The organism is Paenibacillus sp. OV219 (assembly GCF_900110075.1).
Taxonomy (GTDB): domain Bacteria; phylum Bacillota; class Bacilli; order Paenibacillales; family Paenibacillaceae; genus Paenibacillus_Z.
Genome location: NZ_FOCJ01000002.1, coordinates 485,832 through 507,515, shown reverse-complemented (window position 1 = coordinate 507,515; position 21,684 = coordinate 485,832). Strand labels below are relative to the sequence as shown.

Annotated in this window: 24 protein-coding genes; all 24 read right to left on the bottom strand. The window is 51.0% G+C overall.

Annotated elements, in window-relative coordinates; all coding sequences use genetic code 11:
• Positions 1-117: 117 nt before the first annotated feature.
• Entirely contained in the window at positions 118-1,209 is a 1,092-nt protein-coding gene (locus BMY11_RS08310; RefSeq protein WP_090574007.1) for a prephenate dehydrogenase, read from the bottom strand.
• Between the two features lie 4 nt (positions 1,210-1,213).
• Positions 1,214-2,311 (bottom strand): histidinol-phosphate transaminase, encoded by a 1,098-nt coding sequence (hisC, locus tag BMY11_RS08305; protein WP_090574006.1) that lies wholly within the window; start codon positions 2,309-2,311, stop codon positions 1,214-1,216.
• Positions 2,312-2,512: 201 nt separating this feature from the next.
• On the bottom strand, positions 2,513-3,328 hold the full coding sequence (trpA, locus tag BMY11_RS08300) for a tryptophan synthase subunit alpha (RefSeq protein ID WP_090574451.1): 816 nt from the start codon (positions 3,326-3,328) through the stop codon (positions 2,513-2,515).
• Positions 3,324-4,532 carry a tryptophan synthase subunit beta gene (gene trpB, locus BMY11_RS08295; protein WP_090574005.1) on the bottom strand — a complete coding sequence of 403 codons (1,209 nt, stop codon included), beginning with the start codon at positions 4,530-4,532 and terminating at the stop codon, positions 3,324-3,326. The genes trpA and trpB overlap by 5 nt, the downstream gene beginning before the upstream one ends.
• On the bottom strand, positions 4,529-5,206 hold the full coding sequence (locus BMY11_RS08290; RefSeq protein WP_090574004.1) for a phosphoribosylanthranilate isomerase: 678 nt from the start codon (positions 5,204-5,206) through the stop codon (positions 4,529-4,531). The genes trpB and BMY11_RS08290 overlap by 4 nt, the downstream gene beginning before the upstream one ends.
• The gene (gene trpC, locus BMY11_RS08285) at positions 5,206-6,000 is read right to left on the bottom strand and encodes an indole-3-glycerol phosphate synthase TrpC (protein ID WP_090574003.1); all 795 of its coding nucleotides are present in this window, start codon (positions 5,998-6,000) and stop codon (positions 5,206-5,208) included. The genes BMY11_RS08290 and trpC overlap by 1 nt, the downstream gene beginning before the upstream one ends.
• Positions 5,990-7,042 (bottom strand): anthranilate phosphoribosyltransferase, encoded by a 1,053-nt coding sequence (trpD, locus tag BMY11_RS08280; RefSeq protein ID WP_090574002.1) that lies wholly within the window; start codon positions 7,040-7,042, stop codon positions 5,990-5,992. The genes trpC and trpD overlap by 11 nt, the downstream gene beginning before the upstream one ends.
• Positions 7,043-7,047: 5 nt before the next feature.
• The gene (trpE, locus tag BMY11_RS08275) at positions 7,048-8,595 is read right to left on the bottom strand and encodes an anthranilate synthase component I (protein ID WP_090574001.1); all 1,548 of its coding nucleotides are present in this window, start codon (positions 8,593-8,595) and stop codon (positions 7,048-7,050) included.
• A gap of 372 nt (positions 8,596-8,967) precedes the next feature.
• On the bottom strand, positions 8,968-9,336 hold the full coding sequence (gene aroH, locus BMY11_RS08270) for a chorismate mutase (protein WP_090574000.1): 369 nt from the start codon (positions 9,334-9,336) through the stop codon (positions 8,968-8,970).
• A gap of 2 nt (positions 9,337-9,338) precedes the next feature.
• On the bottom strand, positions 9,339-10,445 hold the full coding sequence (aroB, locus tag BMY11_RS08265) for a 3-dehydroquinate synthase (protein ID WP_090573999.1): 1,107 nt from the start codon (positions 10,443-10,445) through the stop codon (positions 9,339-9,341).
• Positions 10,445-11,614: a chorismate synthase gene (gene aroC / locus BMY11_RS08260; RefSeq protein ID WP_090573998.1), complete on the bottom strand. Its 1,170-nt coding sequence runs from the start codon at positions 11,612-11,614 to the stop codon at positions 10,445-10,447. The genes aroB and aroC overlap by 1 nt, the downstream gene beginning before the upstream one ends.
• A 221-nt stretch (positions 11,615-11,835) precedes the next feature.
• On the bottom strand, positions 11,836-12,003 hold the full coding sequence (locus tag BMY11_RS28825) for a hypothetical protein (RefSeq protein ID WP_177182559.1): 168 nt from the start codon (positions 12,001-12,003) through the stop codon (positions 11,836-11,838).
• 67 nt (positions 12,004-12,070) lie between these two features.
• Entirely contained in the window at positions 12,071-12,856 is a 786-nt protein-coding gene (locus BMY11_RS08255; protein WP_090573997.1) for a CheR family methyltransferase, read from the bottom strand.
• Between the two features lie 44 nt (positions 12,857-12,900).
• Complete coding sequence (gene ndk / locus BMY11_RS08250; RefSeq protein ID WP_090573996.1) at positions 12,901-13,344, bottom strand: nucleoside-diphosphate kinase; 444 nt, start codon at positions 13,342-13,344, stop codon at positions 12,901-12,903.
• 22 nt (positions 13,345-13,366) lie between these two features.
• The gene (gene hepT / locus BMY11_RS08245) at positions 13,367-14,341 is read right to left on the bottom strand and encodes a heptaprenyl diphosphate synthase component II (protein WP_090573995.1); all 975 of its coding nucleotides are present in this window, start codon (positions 14,339-14,341) and stop codon (positions 13,367-13,369) included.
• Positions 14,338-15,204, bottom strand: coding sequence for a menaquinone biosynthetic enzyme MqnA/MqnD family protein (locus BMY11_RS08240; protein ID WP_371262769.1), 867 nt, complete (start codon positions 15,202-15,204; stop codon positions 14,338-14,340). Before BMY11_RS08240 ends, hepT begins: the two co-directional genes overlap by 4 nt.
• Positions 15,194-15,820: a UbiX family flavin prenyltransferase gene (locus BMY11_RS08235; protein ID WP_090573993.1), complete on the bottom strand. Its 627-nt coding sequence runs from the start codon at positions 15,818-15,820 to the stop codon at positions 15,194-15,196. The genes BMY11_RS08240 and BMY11_RS08235 overlap by 11 nt, the downstream gene beginning before the upstream one ends.
• Positions 15,814-16,689, bottom strand: coding sequence for a UbiA-like polyprenyltransferase (locus BMY11_RS08230; protein ID WP_090573992.1), 876 nt, complete (start codon positions 16,687-16,689; stop codon positions 15,814-15,816). Before BMY11_RS08230 ends, BMY11_RS08235 begins: the two co-directional genes overlap by 7 nt.
• Positions 16,686-17,405, bottom strand: a complete 720-nt coding sequence (locus BMY11_RS08225; RefSeq protein ID WP_090574449.1) for a demethylmenaquinone methyltransferase — start codon at positions 17,403-17,405, stop codon at positions 16,686-16,688. Before BMY11_RS08225 ends, BMY11_RS08230 begins: the two co-directional genes overlap by 4 nt.
• A gap of 19 nt (positions 17,406-17,424) precedes the next feature.
• Entirely contained in the window at positions 17,425-18,288 is an 864-nt protein-coding gene (locus BMY11_RS08220; protein ID WP_090573991.1) for a heptaprenyl diphosphate synthase component 1, read from the bottom strand.
• Positions 18,289-18,382: 94 nt separating this feature from the next.
• Positions 18,383-18,940: a hypothetical protein gene (locus BMY11_RS08215; protein WP_090573990.1), complete on the bottom strand. Its 558-nt coding sequence runs from the start codon at positions 18,938-18,940 to the stop codon at positions 18,383-18,385.
• A gap of 77 nt (positions 18,941-19,017) precedes the next feature.
• Entirely contained in the window at positions 19,018-19,245 is a 228-nt protein-coding gene (mtrB, locus tag BMY11_RS08210; protein ID WP_090573989.1) for a trp RNA-binding attenuation protein MtrB, read from the bottom strand.
• Between the two features lie 172 nt (positions 19,246-19,417).
• Positions 19,418-19,693: an HU family DNA-binding protein gene (locus BMY11_RS08205; RefSeq protein WP_090573988.1), complete on the bottom strand. Its 276-nt coding sequence runs from the start codon at positions 19,691-19,693 to the stop codon at positions 19,418-19,420.
• A 275-nt stretch (positions 19,694-19,968) separates the two neighbouring features.
• A complete protein-coding gene (spoIVA, locus tag BMY11_RS08200; RefSeq protein ID WP_090573987.1) occupies positions 19,969-21,447 on the bottom strand; it encodes a stage IV sporulation protein A in 1,479 nt (492 codons plus the stop codon).
• Positions 21,448-21,684: the final 237 nt, after the last annotated feature.

The window sequence follows — 21,684 nt, the reverse complement described above, 5'->3', positions numbered from 1 at the left end:
GGCCCCGCAAATTCTGCGATGGATTGGATAGGAGTGGAGAGAAACCATACTGTACTTTTATTATATGTATACGTTTTCATTCTGTCAATAAGCGTTTTCATTTTCGTAACAAACAACTTAAAAATGAACAGAATAACCAATTTCACCCAGTTTTTGGACAGCCCTGTCCAAATCCTCTTGTGTTCGGAAACTTAGACGCAGTACGCCTGGCACATCTTCTCTACTCTCAATAATCTGAACATTGCTAAGGTTGATCTCGCTGTTGCCCAGCTCTGTCGCCACTTTGCCGATAATGCCCGGATGATCCGGCACATCAATGTAGCATTCGAATACGGAATGAATCATTCCTTTGCGACGCTCCGGCAGCGTACTGCGGAACTGGCCCGACTTCCTGAACGCAGTCTCGATCCCTTCGCCGTCTTCGCTTTGCAGCATTTCAATGAAGGCCATCGTACCCGCTTGCCACTCTTGCAGCAGCTTTAGAAGTACTGTGCGGTTGTTCACAAGAATATCGCGCCATACTACCGGATCGCTAGATCCAATCCGCGTAATGTCTCGGAAGCCTCCCGCTGCTAGCTGACTGTACAGCGAATTGCCTTCGTTGTAGCCGCGTACAAGGTTTACAAGCGCGACTGCGATAATATGAGGCAGATGGCTGATTGCGCCGACGATCTCATCATGCTCCTCAGGGTGAACGTGAACGATATGTGCTTTTGTATAAGTGAGTAGCTCGGTCAGACGGTCTACATCGCATTGAGCTGTCAACGGTTCTGGTGTCAACACGTAGAAGGCATTCTCGAACAGATACAAGGACGCCGCCTCTACGCCTGAGCGTTCGGAGCCTGCCATTGGATGGCCGCCGATGAATACAGCATCGCCAAGCTTCGCATTCCGCGCTGATGCAGCGACAGATGCTTTGGTGCTGCCTACATCCGTAATGATGCAGCCCGGCTTTAGCTCGAGCTGGCTAAGCTCGTCCACATATTGCGCGAGCGAGCCGACAGGCACACATAGAAAAATAAAATCCGCGCCTTCTGCTGCCTCGCGAAGCGACGTCGTCGCATGATCGACGACGCCCCTCTCGAGGTACTTGGCAACGGATGATTCACGTACGGAATGACCGACAACGGTTAAGCCCGGTTTGCCCTTGAAGCAAAGCGCGAGCGAGCCGCCGATCAGTCCGACGCCGAATATCGCGATTTTTGTCATGATGTTAACCTAGCACCGCCGCTTCCTGAAGTACTTCTTCCAATGCGCGGATGAACGCTTCGTTCTGCTCGCGGCTGCCAACTGTAATCCGAATATGAGTCGGGTAGTAGGACCAGCGTGCACGTGAGATGATCCCTTTGCGGAGCAAACCGTCAAATACCTGCTGCGAAGGAAGCTTCACGTCGACCATGACGAAGTTGCCGTGAGCCTCGAAGTAGCTCAAGCCGAGACGGTCGAATTGCTCATTCATATACGCAATGCCCTCAGCGTTACGCGTCTTGCAGTTGTTCAAGAACTCAAGATCTGCAAGCGAAGCCTTCGCTGCAGCCTGTCCGAAACGGGAAGTGTTGAACGGCTCGCGAACCTGATTTATGGAACGGATCACATCTTCGTGTCCGACGCCATAACCGATTCGTAACGAAGCAAGTCCGTACACTTTGGAGAACGTGCGCAGTACGATTACGTTCTTGAATTCCGGAAGCAGCGTAATGCCATCTGGATACTCCGCATCGAGCACATATTCGAAGTATGCCTCGTCAAGGACAACGAGAACATTCGAAGGCACTTGGCGGATGAACGCTTCGAGCTCAGCTTTACGCACAATTGTACCTGTTGGATTGTTCGGATTACATACCCAAATAATCTTCGTGCGATCTGTCACTTTCGCCAGCATCGCTGTCAGATCATGCGTTCCGTCATTCAGCGGAACTTCGATAATTGTTGCGCCTTCAATCTCACAGTTGTGCTTATATTGCGGGAATGTTTCATCCGCCATAATCGTCTCGTCGCCAGGCGTCAAATAAGCGCGAGCCAGCATAAGAATTACTTCATCAGAGCCAGCGCCAAAAATAATCTGCTTCGGCGTCACGCCAAGATAGGCTGCCAGGTCTTTCGTCAGCTCTACGCTGCCGCCGTCTGGATAGAGGCTAACGTTCGACAGTTCGTTCTGAATAGCCGCTTTGGCATGCTCAGAGCTGCCAAATGGATTCTCATTGGAAGCAAGCTTGATTACTTCCTTCAGACCGAGTTCTCTCTTCACTTCTTCAATTGGTTTACCAGGTTGGTACACAGGCAAATGCACAATACTTTGTTTTGGTTGCATGAATAATCACCTCATAAATAGTGGCGTAGAATAGGGAACAAACTTTATTTCAACATTGTCTCATAAGTTGCTTTCATTTAAAAGAGTGCACCTGATATTTTCTTTCACGCTTTTAAGCTTTTATGCACAGAAGCATCTATGTGAAATAGTAAAGCCCTCTTGCCGCGCTAAGCGCGAGCTAGAGGGCTGTATGGTATTCAATTAAGCACGGCCGCTCAGCTCACTCACGAACTGGCGAATTTGATTAAGTCCGTCCTGCTTCGTATCCGGCGACTTGAGCAGCGGGACAACCTCCTCGATCTTGCGCACGATCGCACTGCCGACGATAACGCCATCCGCTTGCTTGCTGAAGCGCTCGACCTGCTCGCGGTTCGAGATGCCGAAGCCCACTGCGATCGGCGTCGTTGTCGCGCTGCGGACAGTCGCGAGGAACTCGTCAATGCCCTTGTGGAAGTCCGCACGCACGCCTGTAACACCGAGTGACGATACGCAATAAACGAAGCCGCGAGCCTTCGCAGCGATTCGTGTGACACGATCATTCGACGTCGGTGCCACGAGTGGAATAAGATGAATGTCGGCATTTTCTGCCATTGCACGAACCTCTGCATCCTCTTCAAGCGGCAAATCCGGAATGATAAGGCCGCTGATGCCTTTAGTAATGATAAGGTCAAAGAACCGCTCCAAACCAAATTGAAGAATGGGATTGTAGTAGGAGAATAGAATAAACGGCAGCTTCACGCCAGCAGTTCTCGCTTGATCGGCTACCTCGATTACGTCCGCAAGTGTAACACGAGCGTTCGAGAGCGCCCGCTCCGATGCACGCTGAATGACTGGACCGTCTGCAAGCGGGTCGGAGTAAGGTACACCTAGCTCGACCATATCTGCACCGGCTTGCTCTAAGGTTTGAATAATATCGACTGACGTTGCCAAGTCGGGATCGCCAATGGTTACAAAAGGAATAAGTGCCGTACGGCCTTCCTCACGGAGCCGCTGGAATGCTGCATCAATTGCATTAATGGCCATTGCTATCCCCTCCTCCGTTCAAGTAGCCCATAATCGCTTGCACGTCTTTATCACCGCGGCCGGAGAGGCAAACAACAACAATCTCCTCACGGCTAAGTGTCGGAGCGAGCTTCACAACTTCCGCAATCGCATGCGCCGATTCGAGCGCAGGAATAATGCCTTCCGTACGAGACAATAATTGAAGCGCATCAAGCGCCTCTGCGTCGGTAATTGGCACATAAGTCGCGCGGTTAATATCCTTCAAATAGGAGTGCTCTGGACCAATACCCGGATAATCGAGTCCTGCCGAGATCGAATGCGCCGGCAATACTTGACCATGGTCATCCTGCAGCACGTAGCTGAGCGAGCCTTGGAATACACCATGACGACCCTTCGTCATGGTCGCTGCATGCTCTTCAGTATCTATGCCGCGACCAGCTGCTTCAACGCCGATCAGCTTCACGCTGTCATCACCGATGAACGGATAGAACATGCCGATCGCGTTGCTGCCGCCGCCGACAGCCGCCAGAACATAATCCGGCAGACGACCAGCTTCTTTCACAATTTGCTCTCTCGTCTCGTCTCCGATAATACGCTGGAAGTCGCGAACAATCATCGGATACGGATGCGGACCGGTTGCCGAACCGAGAATATAGTACGTATCATCGACATGGCTGACCCAGTAACGAAGCGTCTCGTTACAAGCATCCTTCAGCGTGCGCGTACCGGAAGTAACTGGCACCACTTCTGCGCCGAGCAGCTGCATCCGGAACACGTTCAGCTCTTGACGCTTCATATCTTCCTCGCCCATGAACACTTTGCATTCAAGGCCGAGCAGCGCTGCGACGGTTGCAGAAGCTACGCCATGCTGGCCTGCGCCGGTTTCGGCGATAATCTTCGTTTTGCCCATCCGCTTCGCGAGAATGCCTTGGCCGATGGTGTTGTTGATCTTATGTGCGCCGGTATGGTTCAAATCTTCACGCTTCAAGTAAATTTGCGCACCGCCAAGCTTCTCAGACAAGTGCTGGGCATGATACAACGACGTAGGACGACCGGAGTATTTATGCAGCAAGTTGCGGATTTCCGCAAGAAATTCAGGATCCTTCGAATAGTGCTTGTACGCTTCCTCCAGCTCAAGCAGTGCGTTCATCAACGTTTCCGGTACATACCGACCGCCGAACTTGCCGAAACGGCCATTCAAATCTGGGACTTCGATCATACACCATTCACCCTTTCTGCAAACAATCGAATTTTCTGAATATCTTTCACGCCACCCGTCTCTACACCGCTGGACACGTCCACCCCGCTTGGCGAATAGCTGCTGAGCAGATTCCCGACATTATCAGGGTGCAGGCCGCCTGCTACATAGAGCGGAACTCCGATCCGCTCGGCAACTGACGCATACCGGTCAATGACATGCCACGCGAAAGTAACGCCTGTACCGCCACCGGCTGTATCAATGAGGAAACCGTCTATGACGCCGGCAAAAGCCGCCAGGCGATCAGGCCCGGCTGATGACGCCTCAGCATCTCCCTCACTGTCTTCAGCCAATACCGAGAACACCTTCCATACCTTCACTTCAAGAAGATTCCGTACTTCTGCGCAGAACGCAGGCGTTTCTTCACCATGCAGCTGAACAACGTCCAGCGGCGCCTCTGCGAGAACTTTGCGCAGTTCATCAATCGTCGGATTCACGAAGACGCCGACTGATTGTGGCGCCGAACCAGACGGCGTACGGAGCTTCCGCACCTCGCCGATCAGTTCGCCAGCAAGCGCCGGCGACACTTGCCGCTTGCTCTTCGCGAAGACGAAGCCTATCTCGTCCACAGGCAAACCGTCCATCGCACGAACGGTCTCGCTGTCGCGCAAACCGCATATTTTGACACGCGTCATTATACCTTCACCGGTCCCATCAAGTGTGCGACGGCAGTGCCGACATCCGGCTGACGCATGAAGCATTCGCCGATAAGTACCCCTTTAGCTCCAACCGATTGGACAAAATCAATATCTTCTTGCGAGGCCAAGGAGCTCTCGCTAATTACTGTAATGCCCGGAGGAACTAAGCTAATCAACCGTTCCGTCGTCTTAATATCCGTAACGAACGTGTGCAGATTGCGGTTATTGATACCGACAAGCGTCGCTTTATCCAGCTCCAGCACCGCTTCCATCTCCTGCTCGTCATGCACTTCAACCAGCACATCAAGGCCAATTGACCTCGCAATATCATAAAGCTCCGACAGCTCGGCAGGCTTCAGAATTGCGGCAATGAGCAGAATCGCATCGGCACCGATTAGCCGTGCTTCATAGACTTGGCGGTAGTCGATCGTGAAGTCCTTGCGCAGCAGAGGCAGGCTAACAGCTTGCGATACTGCCGTTAAGTACTCATTCTGACCTTGAAAATAATCAACGTCCGTCAAGACCGAAATGCAGTCCGCTCCCGCTTCTTCATAAATCCGCGCCAGCGTAACAGGATCAAAGTCGGCGCGAATGAGTCCTTTGGAAGGCGAGGCTTTCTTCACTTCTGCGATCAAGCCAAGCGGGCGATTCCGCTTCACGGTTATCGCGTTCTCGAAGCCTCGGCAGGCAGGCAGCGCTGCTATTTGGCGTTCCACTGCAGCCAAATCGAACTGCGCGGCAAGTGATTCTACTTCTTTGCGCTTTGTTGCTACGATTTTATCAAGAAACATGGCTCAACGCTCCTGTCGTTTCAATCAGCTGCTGCAGCTTAACTGCTGCTTTGCCGGAATCAATGATGCCCTTCGCGACAGCTACTCCGTCTTGCAAAGAGTCTGCTTTGCCACCCACATAGATGCAAGCTCCGGCGTTCGCCAGCACGATATCACGGTAGGCGCCCTGCTCCTCACCGCTGAAGATCGTTCGGATAATACGTGCGTTCTCCGCTGCATCGCCGCCGATGATATCGGATAGCGAGCGCGTTGTTAGGCCAAGCTCTTCCGGAGTAATCGTGTACGTTCTCAAATCGCCATTCAGCAGCTCCGAAAGTTGGGTCGGTGATGAAATGCTGATTTCATCCAGTCCATCATAGCTGCTCACAACCATCGCCCGATTGAGACCGAGTTCACTGAGCACAGCTGCGATCGTGTCCGTACGTGAGCGATCATAGATGCCGATCAGCTGACGATCTGCATTCGCAGGGTTCGTCAGTGGACCGAGCATATTGAAGATGGTGCGGAAACCAAGCTCCCGACGCGGTGCAGCAGCGTGTTTCAAGGAAGGATGATACAACTGCGCAAACATAAAGCAAATTCCGATTGCATCCAGGCAGCGAGATGCTTGCTCTGCGCTTAGTGTAATATTCACGCCAAGCGCTTCGAGCGTATCCGCACTGCCGGATTTGCCTGACATCGCCCGATTGCCGTGCTTCGCAACACGGATACCCGCTGCAGACGCGATAATCGCCGAAGCCGTGGAAATATTGAATTTATGCACGCCGGAGCCGCCTGTACCACAAGTGTCCAGCAGCCCGCCGCGCTCTGTATGCACGTGATGGGAATGCGCGCGCATTGCTTCTGCAAAACCCGTAATCTCGTCCTTCGTCTCGCCTTTCATGCGGAGTGCAGTGGCTACGGAGCCGATCTGTGCGCCAGTAGCTTCGCCTTTCATGATTAACTCCATTACGCCGCGTGCTTCCTCACGCGTCAAGCTCGTGCCGCCGATTAGCGTCGTCAACGCCTGCTGCATCGTAATCAATTCGCTCGTTACTGTCATACTCCTCACCCTTTCGCACCCGCATAATAGTCCATATTAATCATGTTCACGCCTCGCTTCGGTTCTGCGAAGATCTCTTCTGCCGCGCGAACCGCCTTTAGCATCGCCATCGCTTTATTCACAGTTTCCATATACTCATTCTCCGGTATGGAATCCCATACGATGCCGGCCCCTGCCTGTACATAGGCTTTGCCATTCTTGAAAATCAGCGTCCGAATCGTTATGCATGTATTCAAGCTGCCGCCGAAGCCGAGATAACCGATCGCACCAGCATAAGCGCCACGCGCTTCATTCTCAAGCTCTGCAATAATCTCCATTGCGCGAAGCTTCGGTGCGCCAGAGACAGTACCTGCCGGCATGCAGGAGACGAAAGCGTCGAAGAAATCTTTGTCCTCACGCAGCTTGCCGGAAACGTTGGACACAATATGCATAACGTGCGAATAACGCTCAATTTCCATGTACGAATCACAGCGAACGGAACCAAATTCAGATACACGGCCGATGTCATTGCGTCCCAAGTCGACGAGCATGAGATGCTCTGCACGTTCCTTCTCGTCAGCGAGCAGCTCTTTCTCAAGCAGCAGATCCTGCTCGGGGGTCTTGCCGCGAGGCCGTGTTCCGGCAATCGGACGCGTCTCCACGCGTTCGCCGTCAACCTTCACCAGCGCTTCCGGCGAAGTGCCGACAATGACTTCATCATCCATTTTCAAAAAGTACATGTACGGTGATGGGTTCATCGTGCGCAGTACGCGGTATACATGAAGCGGATCGACTTCCGTCTCGATGCTGAACCGCTGGGAGAGCACCACTTGGAATATATCGCCTGCGCGAATGAATTCCTTCGACTTCTCAACGTTCGCAAGAAACTGCTCTTTGGTCAGATTCGATTGCACATCGCCAAGGTCTGGATCTGCCGGCACAGTGCCGCCTGCGAGAGCCGATTGCAGCGGCTGTTGCAGCCGTTCGATTGTCGCCTCGATCTTGCTGACCGTCTGCAGGTATACCGCTTCGATATCCCGGTCTGTCGCTCCATGCGGGATATGTATGTTGCCAATCACTTGCACCTGCTGCTTAAAATGATCGAAGACGATAATTTGATCGCAGAACATGAACTGCAAATCGTTCATGTTCAAATCATCGATGCGGTGTGCAGGAAGCTTCTCATAGTACTGCAGCAGATCGTAGCCGAAGAATCCGATCGCCCCGCCTGTAAAAGGTGGCAACCCCGTGATGGATGGACTGCGGTATGCGCGCAGATGGGCTTTAAGCAGCTCGATCGGCTTATCGCGAAGAATAGTCTCCTCGCCGTTCTTCTCAATGACCATCTCGCCGTTCTTGCCACGGATCAGCATGAATGGATCTGTGCCGATAAAGGAATACCGCGCCCATTTCACACCACCCTCAACGCTCTCAAGCAGAAACGCGCGGCGTTCTTTATAGAAATGCTGGAAGATCCGAATTGGCGTTTCGGTATCTGCCATCACATTACGTACAATTGGAATCAAATTATAAGTGCCTGCCAACCGAATGATTTCTTGAAGTTCCTGATTCATCTTCAATCTCTCCCCTGTAGGAAAAATAAAAAAACTCCTGCCGCAGCAGGAGTGTTAGTGTCAGAAGATAATAAGGAGCATTGATTCGAATGTAGTGAAATGACGTCAGCCCACCTATTATGTGCCCCATTCTAAATGTAACGAAAAAGGGTACGACAAAATAAGGTTAAACAGCTACGATCCACTTCTCAATCTACTCGTCTCAACTCTTAAAGCTCTAGGCTCAGCTCTGCTCATCTCTTCTAAAAACCATCTCGTACTGCTCATCTCAAACTATGCTCTGCTCATTCTTCAAGTATGAAATCACTATACACTAGTGCAATCAGATCCGTCAATGAACTTTATCTCGCGTGCATACACTTATTAGCTAGCTTAAGCTTTGCTCAAGTCAGGACGCAGCGCCTTCGCACCGCCTAAGTAGACATGCTCAATCTCTTGTTGCGATTTATCCGTGTTAACTAGAACCATAAGACGAATGCACATCGCTAGGCTGCCCTTCACTGGCACTTCAAGCGCACACATTAAGGGGACAAGCTCCCAGCCTGCCATCGCCCGGATCGCACGTGCAGGGAAAGTTGCATCGAGGTCCCCAGTTACCGTGACGAACACGCTGGCAATGTCTTCAGGCGATACTTGATTGGCACTCACGATAAGGTTAAGCATTTCTGCCGTCGCTTGCAGAATTGGCTGCTCCTCATTCACTTCTACCGTAATTGCTCCGCGAATTCCCCGAACACTCATCTTTAAACAGCCTCCTGTTTCAATTGCTCTATGATTTCACGAACGAGTGCAGATGATACTGATTTATTAATCTCCACGATGCCAATTGCGGTTGGAACGATGAACACCATCGTGCCTTCCTGGAATTTCTTATCATGCATCATTGCACGCATAATTTCATCTGTATCCAGACTCTCAGGCAAACGAACAGGCAGCCCTACCCGCGACAGCACACGCTTCGTCACATGGTAGACCTCCTCGGGAGCACCGAGCTGCACTGCAAGCTTAGCCGAGCCAACCATGCCGATCGCAATCGCTTCACCGTGCAGCAGCTCATTGTAACCCGCAACTGCTTCCAGCGCGTGTCCGATCGTATGGCCCAGATTCAGAATGGCACGCAGATCATTCTCGCGCTCATCCTTGGACACTACTGCGGCTTTCACGCTGCAGCCTTTGAATAGCGCATAGCCAAGCGCATCTGAATCTAGCGCTAGCAGCTTACCCGCATTCTCATCGCACCAGTCAACGAATTCAGCATCCCAGATGAGTCCATGTTTCACCACTTCGGACAAGCCGGCCTTCACTTGACGCTCCGGTAGCGTTTGCAAAGTAAGCAAATCGTACAGAACGAGCTCAGGCTGATGGAAAGCGCCGATAATATTTTTAGCAAGCGGATGGTTGACCGCAACTTTACCGCCGACACTGCTGTCATGCGCCAGAATCGTCGTCGGCACTTGCACGAACTTAATGCCGCGCATATAAGATGCTGCAACGAAGCCTGCCAGATCGCCGACTACGCCGCCGCCAAGCGCGACTATGGTCGACTTCCGGTCTAGCCCATTCTCAAGCGCTAAGCCGGTCAGCCGCCCCAGCTCATTCAGCGACTTCGACGTCTCGCCAGCCGGGATAATGGCACTCATCAGCGTAAAGCCAGCCGTTTGCAGAACAGATTCCAAGTGAGCTAGATGCCGCTCTGCCACATTCGCATCTGTAACGATCATAAGCGGCGACTTCTTGCTGATGCCATGACGCTCGAACAATTCCCCCGCCTTGTCAAGCAGTCCTTCCCCGATATAGATCGGGTAGGACCGCTCGCCAAGCTCGACGGTCAGCTCACGATGGCCGCTCATTAGTAGCTCTCCAGCTGCGCCAAGTAGTTGTTGTAGTTCGACGTAATCTCTTCCATGGAATCACCGCCGAATTTCTCGAGGAACGCCTTCGCAACTTCCCATGCCACGACATGCTCCATAACAACGCTCGCAGCTGGAACTGCGCAGCTGTCTGAACGTTCCACTTGTGCCGTAAACGGTTCTTTCGTATCAATATCAACGCTTTGCAGCGGTTTGTACAATGTAGGAATGGGCTTCATTACGCCGCGTACGACGATCTGCTCGCCATTTGTCATGCCGCCCTCGAAGCCGCCCAGACGGTTCGTTCTACGGTGGTAGCCGCGTTCCTCGGTGTACAGAATTTCGTCATGTACTTGAGAGCCGCGAATTGTGCCCGCTTCAAAGCCGATGCCAATCTCGCAGCCTTTGAACGCATTAATGGATACAACCGCTTGCGCGATACGTCCATCCAGCTTACGGTCGAACTGCACGTGACTTCCAAGACCAATCGGCACGCCTTCAACGATACATTCTACGATGCCGCCAATGGAATCGCCTTCTGCTTTAATCAGGTCGATATAAGCCGTCATCTTCTCTTCTGTCTCTTTATCAACAACACGTACCGGCGATTCTTCCGTCAGACGGATCAGCTCTTCAAGCGGCAAATTGTTCGCTGGCGCTTCGATCTCGCCGATACGAATGACTTGTCCGCCAACTTTGATGCCGAATGCAGCAAGGAATTGTCTTGCTACCGCACCAACAGCTACACGCGCTGCTGTTTCACGGGCGCTGGAGCGCTCAAGCACGTTACGCAGATCTTTCAAGTTATATTTCAATCCGCCGTTCAGGTCTGCATGACCTGGGCGCGGACGGTGCACACGGCGCTTCTCTTCGTCACTGCCTTCAATTGGCTCAATATTCATTACGGTCGTCCAGTGCTTCCAGTCATTGTTCTCAACGATAAGCGCGACTGGCGCTCCTGTCGTCTTCCCGTGACGTACTCCGCCGACGATATTCGCGGTATCCTTCTCAATTTGCATCCGGCGGCCGCGGCCATGCCCTTTCTGTCTACGATGCAATTGAAAATTCAATTCCTCGAAGTCCAGCTTCAGATTGCTCGGCAAACCTTCAATAATTGCCGTCAACTGTGGACCATGCGTCTCTCCTGCTGTCAAATAACGTAAACTCACAGTAAAGTCCTCCCTCATTTTAAACACCGCAAACGATAAATCCATCTATGTATGTTTGTCTGCCAAAATATCTTTTGCTCATTATAGTATAGCGTCGCCGGTTTGACAAGGAAATGAAAGCCGCTGAGTGGCCCCGTTCATCCATGCCTGCTCCCACATGAAAAAAGCTGCCCGCCGCACCTTTAGGCAGGTGGGTCAGACAGCTCCATAGAACTTATACGTTAACCATTAGCGGAATGCTGGTTCCGCAACAACTGCGGGTCTACGTTCAAATTAGGATCATTCATAAGACCTTTCATTTGACTTGTATCAATTCCGAGAATTTGGGCGCATTCCTGGACCGTAATAAATCCACGCTTGTACGCTGTAATTACTTTTCGCTTGTCCATATTTGCACCTCCAATGCCGTAACCGTGACAGCATTAGTATTGCAGAAGATGGAAAACGATATACACGCTAAGCCTTGCGGCGATAAAAGAATGTTTCAATGGATTCCAAATTATATTGAGCCGGCGAGAAAATCTGCTCCGTACTGCCGACGAACAGGATGCCACCAGGCTTAAGCGCTTTCGAGAACTTGTGATAAAGCAGGTGTTTCGCTTCTTCCGTAAAATAGATCATAACATTGCGGCAAACGATAATATCAAAACCAGTGTCGAACGTATCGTGAAGCAGATTTTGCTGTTTAAATGAAATATTCTTCTTCAGCTGAGGCGTAACCGCAAGCATATCCTCGCCCTGCTTCACGAAATATTTGGACATATAATTGCGGGGTACATCACGTACAGAACGATCTTGGTACAAGCCCTGCATCGCTTTCTGCAGCACAACATTATCAAGGTCCGTTGCGAGAATCGACGTCCGGTCATACGCGCCAAGTTCAGACAAAATCATGGAGATCGTATACGGCTCTTCACCCGTTGAACAGGCAGCGCTCCATATCTTGACCCGGCTGTTGTTTTTCAGCGCTTCTGGGAGAAACTTCTTCTCCATCGCATCCCACCTGCTTGGGTTGCGCCAGAACTCCGAAACGTTGATCGTCATCCGGTCCAGAAACTCAGTCATTAGCTTCTTGTCTTTCTCTAGCCCACTCCAATACGCTGCGAACGTATCGAAACCGTATTTCTGTCGTAAGGTCGTCAATCGACGTTTCATCTGGGCTTCCTTGTACTGCGATAGATCGATTGCGGTCTTCTCTTTAATCTTCGTAATGAATAAACCGAAGTCCTTATCCTCTAACATGCACGAACCCCCATTATGCCGACTCTTGGTGGCAAAGTGTTAAGCTAAATCCACTGCTGAATGGTTTGGTTATAATCAACCAGCTCATGCGGCGCAAAGAAAATGCCGATCTCCCTTTCTGCGCTCTGCGGCGAATCCGAGCCGTGAATAAGATTAAAATTAGTATGTACGGCGAAATCGGAACGAATTGTGCCTGGAGCTGCTTCAAGAGCGTCCGTCTTGCCAATCAGGGCACGGGTCAGACCGATGACGTTATCTCCTTGCCACACCATTGCAAATACCGGCCCAGACGTTACAAACGCTACAAGAGGCGGGTAAAAGGGCTTCCCGATGTGCTCTGCATAGTGACGTTCAGCGAGCTCAGGTGTGATCATCATAAATTTAGCAGCGACTAGCTTTAGTCCCTTCCGCTCAAAGCGTGATACAATTTCTCCGATTAACCCCCGCTGTACGCCGTCTGGCTTAACCATTAGAAACGTTCTTTCCATCGAAATTCCCTCCTTGACGCGATTAGTAGTTTCGTTTTCCTACAAAATGGGCGATATCCGTTAAATTCTTCTTTGCTGGAATGCTTGGCAAACTGCTTAGTGCTGCTATCGCTTTGTTGATATAGCGGTTCGCCATCGCGTCTGCAGTATGGATGCCTGCACTCTTACGTATAATGTTCAACGCCCGCTTCGTTTCCCCTGCTCCATTCGACTCACGAATTTTAAATATTTCCGCGAGCAACTCCTCCGAATGTCCTGGTTCTTTCAGTGCAAGAAGCACTGGCAATGTGATATTGCCTTGCTTGATATCAGAGCCTGGCGGCTTCCCGATCTGCTTCTCCGTGCCGAGCAGGTCAAGCAGGTCGTCCCGGATTTGGAACGCCATGCCGACATTGTAGCCGAATCGGTACAAGCAGCTCGCGGTCTTGCGATCAGCACCTGCGGCAATCGCGCCTAGCTGGCAGCTAATTGCAATGAGCAATGCGGTCTTACGACGTATACGAAGCAAATAATTGCGAACGGATTGATCGGTATTGAAGAAATCACGAATTTGCTCCATCTCGCCAATACACATCTGAACCATCGCATGTGATAAAATTTGATGAATTTGCGGGTTCTGAAGCTCAGTTGCGAGCGCAAGCGCTTTTCCATAGATATAATCGCCAGTGTACATCGCAATCCGGTTATCCCATTTGGACTTTACGGTCAGCTGGCCGCGGCGCGTCTCCGCGTTGTCGATAACATCATCATGGACAAGTGAAGCCATATGTATAAGTTCTAGTGGCACGGCAATTTTCTCGAGCACATCAAGGCGGTAGTCGCCGAACTTACCTGCAAGCAACACAACGACCGGACGTATCCGCTTGCCGCCTGCTTTGAGCAGATGCGTAGAGGCATCGCTAAGAAGCGCGTGATCACTCGTCACACTGCTTGCGAGCTTAGCCTCAATGGCATCAAGATCACTTTTCAGTTTGGCGTAAATATCAAGTAGTCTCATTTGTTCACCTTAAGGACGTTTTGGTCTTCAAAGAATTGCATCTGCACTTCATTAGGCAACAAGCCTAGTTGATGCGCATAGTCAAAATAAAGGGTGAGCCCCGCCTGTTCATTCGCTCCGAAATCATAATGCAGCTCCTTGAAATAACGGCTCCAATAATCCGCTTCGCCTCCAAGCAGCGTACAAGCTTTCTCTACGAGCGGCGTCAGCTCGCGCAAACTCTTCTCCTTGCTTGCCAACAATGCGCGATGGACATCAGCAACCGCTTCTGGATACGCAGCCGCAATTTCGCGGCGTACAGCTACGAGTGCGAACGTCATGCCGTAGCCTGTCCAATTGCGCCACAGCTCACCGAGATCAATGACCCTAAGGCCGCGCTTTGCATTTTCCCATGAAGCATGGATGGCTGTATCTCCTATGAGCAAGGCGGCATCTGCCTCCTCCAGCATCTCATCTAGCTTCGGTTCCATTGTAATATAGGAAGGCTCTGCATTGTAATAGAGCTTCATAAGTATTTTGAGTAAATTAACACTTGTTGCTGAGGTCGTTGTTAACGCAATTCGCCCTTTAAGCACTTCTTCAAGCGGCTTATTCAAGAAAAGCAATATCGAATTGACCCGTCCCTTGGCGCTGACCGATAAATCCGGTAGCAGCAAGTAGTTCTCCGCGTTCTCCGCATAAGCGAACGAAGACATCGAAGTGATGTCGATTTCGCCTTGACGCAGCGCGCGGTTTAATGCGGACGGCACCCGCTTCTCGATCTTGAACCGATCAGCTGGAAGCTGCTCTTCCGCATAATGAAAAATAGGCCAAACGTTCGCATAGTCAATGCGACCGACGGTAATCGGACGATTAAACTCCATGCTGTTCATCTCCCCATCTTCTGTACAAATCATGATCCAGCGGGAGCTGATCGAGCACTTTCCCAACTAGAAAATTCACCATATCGCCAATCGTTTGAGGTCCATAATAGAACGCCGGCATAGCCGGGATAATCTTAACCCCAAGCTTCGCCAGCGTAAGCATGTTCTCCAGATGAATCGCATGAAGCGGTGTTTCACGGGGCACGATTAATAGCTTGCGCCCTTCCTTCAGCATAACATCCGCAGCGCGTGTCATCAAATCGTCCGAAATGCCGTGTGCGATCGAAGCAAGCGTACCCATGGAGCAAGGCATAATGATCATGCCCTCTACCCGGAAGGAGCCACTTGCAATACTTGCACCGATATCGGCATTTGGATGAAGCTTTAACCGTCCTCTAGCGATAAGGTCCGGGAATACAGCCTCAATCGCTTGTTGGCGCTTCGTCGTTTCCCAGCCAAGCTCTTCCTTAAGTACACGCCAGCCTGCCTCCGTGACAACCAGATGCACGTCCTGTTCTGCTTCAATCAGACTGCGAATGAGCTGGATGCCATAGAGAGCGCCGCTTGCCCCCGTGATGCCGACGACCCAACGTTTACGTGAAGCTCCTTCTACCACTTATGAAGCACCACCAAATCAAGCAGTGCGGAGACGAACAAGACGACGCTCAGCGTACCGTTCATCGTGAAGAATGCCGTCTGAACGCGGCTCATATCGTCTGGCCTTACAATCATATGTTGATAGCAGAGCATGCCAACCGAGACAAGCGCGCCGATCAAGTACAACCAGCTTAGCGGCGTTAGCCAGAATAATGAAATGAATCCAATTGCGGTAATTAAATGAAATCCACGAGCAAGGCGCAGTGCTCCAGCTTGCCCGAAGCGGGCAGGAATGGAATGAACACCTTCCTTACGGTCAAAGTCGAAATCCTGACACGCATAAATAATATCGAAGCCGGCAAGCCAGCACACGACTGAACCATACATCACCCAAGCCGATGCTTCGAACTCACCTGTAATCGCAACCCAGCCGCCAAGCGGCGCAAGGCCGATTGTCAGCCCTAGTATAACGTGGCATAGCCATGTAAAACGTTTTGTATACGAGTAAAGCACAAGCAAGAAGACAGCAATCGGCATCAGCTTCATGCAAATCGGATCCAGCTGCGAAGCGGCAACAAACAGTACCACGAACGAGACTGCGATAAACAAGCTTACTTCGCCGACCTTCAGCAAGCCAGCTGGAATTGCCCGTTTTGCTGTGCGCGGGTTCTTTGCATCAATCACACGGTCAATGACGCGATTGAGTCCCATCGCAGCACTTCTTGCACCGATCATCGCGAGGATGATCCAGCCGATTTCCGCAAAGTGCGGTAGCCGGTTCTCCAACATGACCGCTCCGAGCAACGATCCCATAAAAGCAAACGGAAGCGCGAAGATGGTATGCTCAAATTTAATCATTTCGAGAATTATTTTTATTTTGCGAATCATCTGTTGTCCGTTCCCTTCGTCCCCATGTGTAATGCCGCGACACCGAAAACAAATGGATAGGCGCGCACATTGGTCAGACCGATCTCACGGTACTTGGCCGCAAGCTGCTTGGAATCCGGGAATGTCTTCAGCGACTCCGGCAGCCACTTGTACTGCTCGTACTTCTTCGCTACAAGCTTCCCAATCGCAGGCATGACCTTCTCGAAGTAGAAGTAATAAATTCCTTTGAACGGCTGCCAAGTCGGCTTGGACATCTCTAGACAGACAACTTGTCCGCCTGGCTTCACAACGCGCATCATCTCACGAAGCACTTGCTCCAGATCTGGCACGTTACGAAGGCCGAAGCCGATCGTTGCGTAGTCAAATCGATTATCCTCGAACGGCAGCGACATCGCGTTGCCCTGTACGAGCGAAATCTGATGATCCAGCCCATCGCGCTTTACCTTCTGCTTGCCAACGTCGAGCATGTTCTGGCTGAAGTCGAGACCGACTATGCCTCCGCTCACGCTTTCTCTTGCCAGCGCAATCGTCCAATCGCAAGTGCCACAACACAAATCAATCGCTGTTGCACCTGGTTTCATGCCCATCTTACGCATCGTAAATTTACGCCATGCCTTATGTCGGCCGAAGCTGATCAGATCGTTCATTAAGTCATACTTCGGCGCAATGCTCTCAAATACGGCGTGCACATGTTCTTCTTTTGACTTGGATTGCACTGATTTCACCTTACTTTCTCTATTCAAAAGCCGATGCTGCCGGCAATAACGGCCGTAGAAACGACTCGCCGAGCTGCTGCAGCTCGCGGACAAGCTTATCGGATTCTAGCTTTGCTACAAGTGACTGTACGCTTAGAACGGACTGTTTCAGCTTCTCGGTTAATTGGCCTCTGATATCATACTTCGCCATCAGGGACAAGGTAAACGCCGGCTCACTCGCTGCATCCGAAGTCAGCTTGCGCTTCTCTTCTTCAGTTCCACAGTCCATGACATGCCAATAACCCCAGCTGCCGTCGAATGCCTCCGGCTTCTCACTGCGGATCAGTTCTTCCATCACAATCTCACAACGACCAACACTGTGAAGCAATTCAGGCCAGATTAACGCCATCTTCTCATCGAGTACAGCTGTGAACGAGAGGAATAGCTCGGTCTTAATGCGTACATATTGCGATATATACTCTTCCGCAGTCAGCTTCAGCTGCTTCATCCGCGTATAGAGAGTTACCTTGAGCTTGTTGACTTCTGTAACACCATTGCTGATACTGCGAATCATTTCAACCTGGCCTGCCTGCGCCAAGAGCTGATAGAAGCGGCTTGAGTAGTAGTCGCCAGCAAGCACCTTCAATTGCCGCGACCGCATCTCCTTCTCGTGGAGTCGTCCGGACTCGGAATCAATCATGTCATGCGTATCCATGCCAAACTGTACGAGTGATACGACGAGCGGATACAGCTCACTGTGAATCAGCGGCGTTCTCTGATTGACCAGAAATGTAAAGAGCAGCCGGATCCGCGATTCAGGAAATTCCGGCAGCTCCGTGTGTGCTTGAATCATATCGTATTCAATGTACTTTTTAGCCATTTCAGGTATTCTATACGATTTCATTGTGGCCTAGCCTCCGGACAGTACAACGAGAGTGTTGCTGCTATTTATTGCTGCTTTTTAATCTAATTATTATAGCACTATGTTAACCGTTATGCTACAACTTGGATACCGACAACCGTAGCCGCTTTCGCCAAATTTCGTCATCAAACGACTCGGCGCCATTTAATTTTGACAGATCTGTGGACAGCCATGAATCCGTTTTTCGCACATCCGCCGCAGCCAGCAGCCGCAGTTTCGTTTCATCGCTGTCACCAGTCTGTCGAACAGGTGTAACGAAGCGGACCAGCACCCGGCTCACATTGTCGGTCCGGACAAAAGCTAGCTCGAGCAGCCGCTGCAAATCTGCGATCCATACTTCTTCAGCGTCCCCGTACCCGTCTGTAGATAAATCAACGGACAGTACCGAGCCCTTCCATGCAACGCTCTTCACCTGAAGCGAGAGTCCGAGGCTCAGCATCGTGTCTACGATCACATCGGAGCTCAGCCGCTTGACCGGGACTGGATGAAAGACAGATACATCACCCTTGTTCTCCGATGTGCGGTGCGCGATTAGCGGAAAGACTGATATGAGCAGCGTGAGCGAGAGTGTAATTGAACAAGCTAAGAGAAGCCTTCGCCATTGTGACGACCACCGAGAGGATCTATGTGACATGACTGCTTCCGCCCTTCACGCATAGAATGTCCTGCTTCTATTAGTGTACAAACTAAAAAAGCAGGCTATGCCTGCTTTTAACGTTCATCGTCCGTATCGACGGTGCCATATTTGGTTAGCACAGTTGCTTTGCCGCGAATCTTAATCGCGGACGTATGATTCGTGAATTGACAAATGAGCACTTCGCCTTTGTCGAGCTTCTCCGTATGATGAAACTTCGTATCTTGCCCCCGAGTCAAGCCAATCACCTGAACACCTTGAGCCTTCGCTTTGATGACGATATACTCGCCGTTCATGTCCTCCATGCGTACAGCCTCCGTTTCATCAAGCTTCTTGTTTATCGTATGTATACGAGCAAGCAACAGTCTACTGGAATTGCATACCCTTGTCAATAGAGAGTAATCCGCGCTATTCTTTCACGAAAAACGTCCGAATGCACGAAGCACTCGGACGTCATCAAACGGCGTTAACCGCTTCTTATTGGGAAACTTGATCCTTCAGAGACTTACCAGCTTTGAAAGATGGAATTTTGCTTGCTGGGATATCGATCTCTTCACCCGTTTGCGGGTTGCGACCTTTGCGCGCTTCGCGGCTCTTCACTTCGAAGTTACCGAAGCCCACCAATTGTACTTTATCCCCGCCTTGCAGCGATTCGGAGATGGCATCAAAAACGGCATCAACCGCTTTGGAAGCATCTTTCTTGGAAAGGTCAGTCAATTCGGCTACTTTCGCAATCAGTTCCGTTTTGTTCATTTCTTTCACCTCCCCTGACGGCAGTTCTTATGCACACCATTATCATCTTGTTTTACCGAAACCCGAAAAATTATACATGCAGGCTCTGGTGCAAAGAAATTCCGTTATGTGCAAATCCTGCATATTGATCACATGAACAGATTTATAGTAATACAGTTAGCACGTAGATTTCAAGAGGCTGTAGGCGATTTCCTAGGCAATTCCTAGGTTTTTTATCATTTTTACCGCTTTCACAGCCGAAAAAAAGGCACGCCATAGGGCGTGCCTTCCTTCTTTTACAAGATAATGGCAATCAAACCGCCAGAACCTTCGTTGATGATCCGGCCTAGTGTTTCCTGCAGCTTGTAGCGTGCATTGTCCGGCATCATCGCGATTTTGCCCTGGATACCCTCTCGTACGATCGAGTGAAGCGACCTGCCGAAGATATCGGATTCCCAAATCTTGATCGGATCGTTCTCGAAGTCCTGCATTAAGTACCGGACGAGTTCCTCGCTTTGCTTCTCAGTTCCGATAATCGGCGCAAACTCGGACTCGACATCGACGCGAATCATATGGATAGACGGCGCAGTCGCTTTGAGGCGGACACCGAAGCGCGAGCCTTGACGGATAAGCTCCGGTTCATCAAGCGCCATCTCTGCAAGTGTTGGCGCAGCAATGCCGTAGCCTGTCGTCTTGACCATCTCGAGCGCTTCCGCGAACCGATCATACTCCCGCTTCGCATGCGAGAACTCTTGCATCAGCTGGAGCAGGTGGTCCTTGCCGCGAATCTCGACGCCGACGACTTCCATCAAGATTTGGTCATACAATTCATCTGGCGCATAGAGATCGATCTCTGCGACCCCTTGCCCCATGTTCATGCCGCTCAGGCCAGCACGAGCGATAAACTCATATTCCATGAACTGCGACACGACGCGGTCAACATCGCGGAGACGGCGGATGTCCTTCACGGTATCGCGTACGGAATTCTCGTAGTTGCTGCGCAGCCAGTGGTTATCGTTCAGCACCATTACCCAGCTCGGAAGGTTCACGTTCACTTCATGCACAGGGAACTCATAGAGCACCTCGCGCAGAACAGACATGACTTCTTCTTCACCCATCGTTGCCACGCTAAGCGTAATGACCGGGATATCATACTTCGCTTGGAGCTCGCTGCGCAGTTGTAATGCCTCATCACTCTTCGGACGTGTGGAGTTGACGATGAGAACGAATGGCTTGCCGACTTCCTTCAGCTCGCTTATTACCCGTTCCTCGGCATCGATGTACGAGCTGCGCGGAATCTCTGCAATCGTTCCGTCAGTCGTTACAACGACACCAAGCGTCGAATGCTCCTGGATGACTTTGCGTGTGCCGATTTCGGCCGCTTCCTGGAATGGAATCGGTTCTTCGAACCACGGCGTCGTAATCATCCGAGGGCCATTCTCGTCCTCGTATCCTTTGGCTCCAACAACGGCATAGCCGACACAGTCAACGAGCCTGATGTTGACATCCAGCCCTTCCGCTACCCGAAGCTGCACCGCTTGGTTCGGTACAAATTTCGGCTCCGTCGTCATTATTGTTTTGCCTGCCGCGCTTTGCGGTAATTCATCAATCGCTCTAACCCGATCGGCATCGTTCGTGATGTTGGGCAGCACAACCGTCTCCATGAACCGCTTGATGAAGGTTGATTTGCCTGTGCGGACCGCACCGACGACGCCGAGGTAAATATCCCCGCCGGTTCGTTCGGCAATGTCCTTGAAAATGTCCACTTTCTCCACTGAATATCCCCTCCCAATCGTAATTCGCCTGTACATGGACGTACCGTACTGCTGTTTTGCCTCCTGCTGTTCGTCGTCAGGTTTCGCCGCTTGCGCTTCACACTAGCAGCGCAACTCGTACATGATTTTGGACTAGTAATAGCTTATTGCGTCCTCTTCCTGATTATGACGAATGCAGCAATGAAATCTTATAGATTTCCATAAGCCTTAACGGTTCCGGCCTTCCAAGATTGAGAT

Coding starts and splice junctions, on each gene's coding strand:
- BMY11_RS08310 (WP_090574007.1), bottom strand. CDS start 1,209: ATGACAAAAATCGCGATATTCGGCGTCGGACTGATCGGCGGCTCGCTC.
- hisC (WP_090574006.1), bottom strand. CDS start 2,311: ATGCAACCAAAACAAAGTATTGTGCATTTGCCTGTGTACCAACCTGGT.
- trpB (WP_090574005.1), bottom strand. CDS start 4,532: ATGATCGAAGTCCCAGATTTGAATGGCCGTTTCGGCAAGTTCGGCGGT.
- BMY11_RS08290 (WP_090574004.1), bottom strand. CDS start 5,206: ATGACGCGTGTCAAAATATGCGGTTTGCGCGACAGCGAGACCGTTCGT.
- trpC (WP_090574003.1), bottom strand. CDS start 6,000: ATGTTTCTTGATAAAATCGTAGCAACAAAGCGCAAAGAAGTAGAATCA.
- trpD (WP_090574002.1), bottom strand. CDS start 7,042: ATGACAGTAACGAGCGAATTGATTACGATGCAGCAGGCGTTGACGACG.
- trpE (WP_090574001.1), bottom strand. CDS start 8,595: ATGAATCAGGAACTTCAAGAAATCATTCGGTTGGCAGGCACTTATAAT.
- aroH (WP_090574000.1), bottom strand. CDS start 9,336: ATGAGTGTTCGGGGAATTCGCGGAGCAATTACGGTAGAAGTGAATGAG.
- aroB (WP_090573999.1), bottom strand. CDS start 10,445: ATGAGCGGCCATCGTGAGCTGACCGTCGAGCTTGGCGAGCGGTCCTAC.
- BMY11_RS28825 (WP_177182559.1), bottom strand. CDS start 12,003: ATGGACAAGCGAAAAGTAATTACAGCGTACAAGCGTGGATTTATTACG.
- BMY11_RS08255 (WP_090573997.1), bottom strand. CDS start 12,856: ATGTTAGAGGATAAGGACTTCGGTTTATTCATTACGAAGATTAAAGAG.
- ndk (WP_090573996.1), bottom strand. CDS start 13,344: ATGGAAAGAACGTTTCTAATGGTTAAGCCAGACGGCGTACAGCGGGGG.
- hepT (WP_090573995.1), bottom strand. CDS start 14,341: ATGAGACTACTTGATATTTACGCCAAACTGAAAAGTGATCTTGATGCC.
- BMY11_RS08240 (WP_371262769.1), bottom strand. CDS start 15,204: ATGGAGTTTAATCGTCCGATTACCGTCGGTCGCATTGACTATGCGAAC.
- BMY11_RS08230 (WP_090573992.1), bottom strand. CDS start 16,689: ATGATTCGCAAAATAAAAATAATTCTCGAAATGATTAAATTTGAGCAT.
- BMY11_RS08220 (WP_090573991.1), bottom strand. CDS start 18,288: ATGAAATCGTATAGAATACCTGAAATGGCTAAAAAGTACATTGAATAC.
- BMY11_RS08215 (WP_090573990.1), bottom strand. CDS start 18,940: ATGTCACATAGATCCTCTCGGTGGTCGTCACAATGGCGAAGGCTTCTC.
- mtrB (WP_090573989.1), bottom strand. CDS start 19,245: ATGGAGGACATGAACGGCGAGTATATCGTCATCAAAGCGAAGGCTCAA.
- BMY11_RS08205 (WP_090573988.1), bottom strand. CDS start 19,693: ATGAACAAAACGGAACTGATTGCGAAAGTAGCCGAATTGACTGACCTT.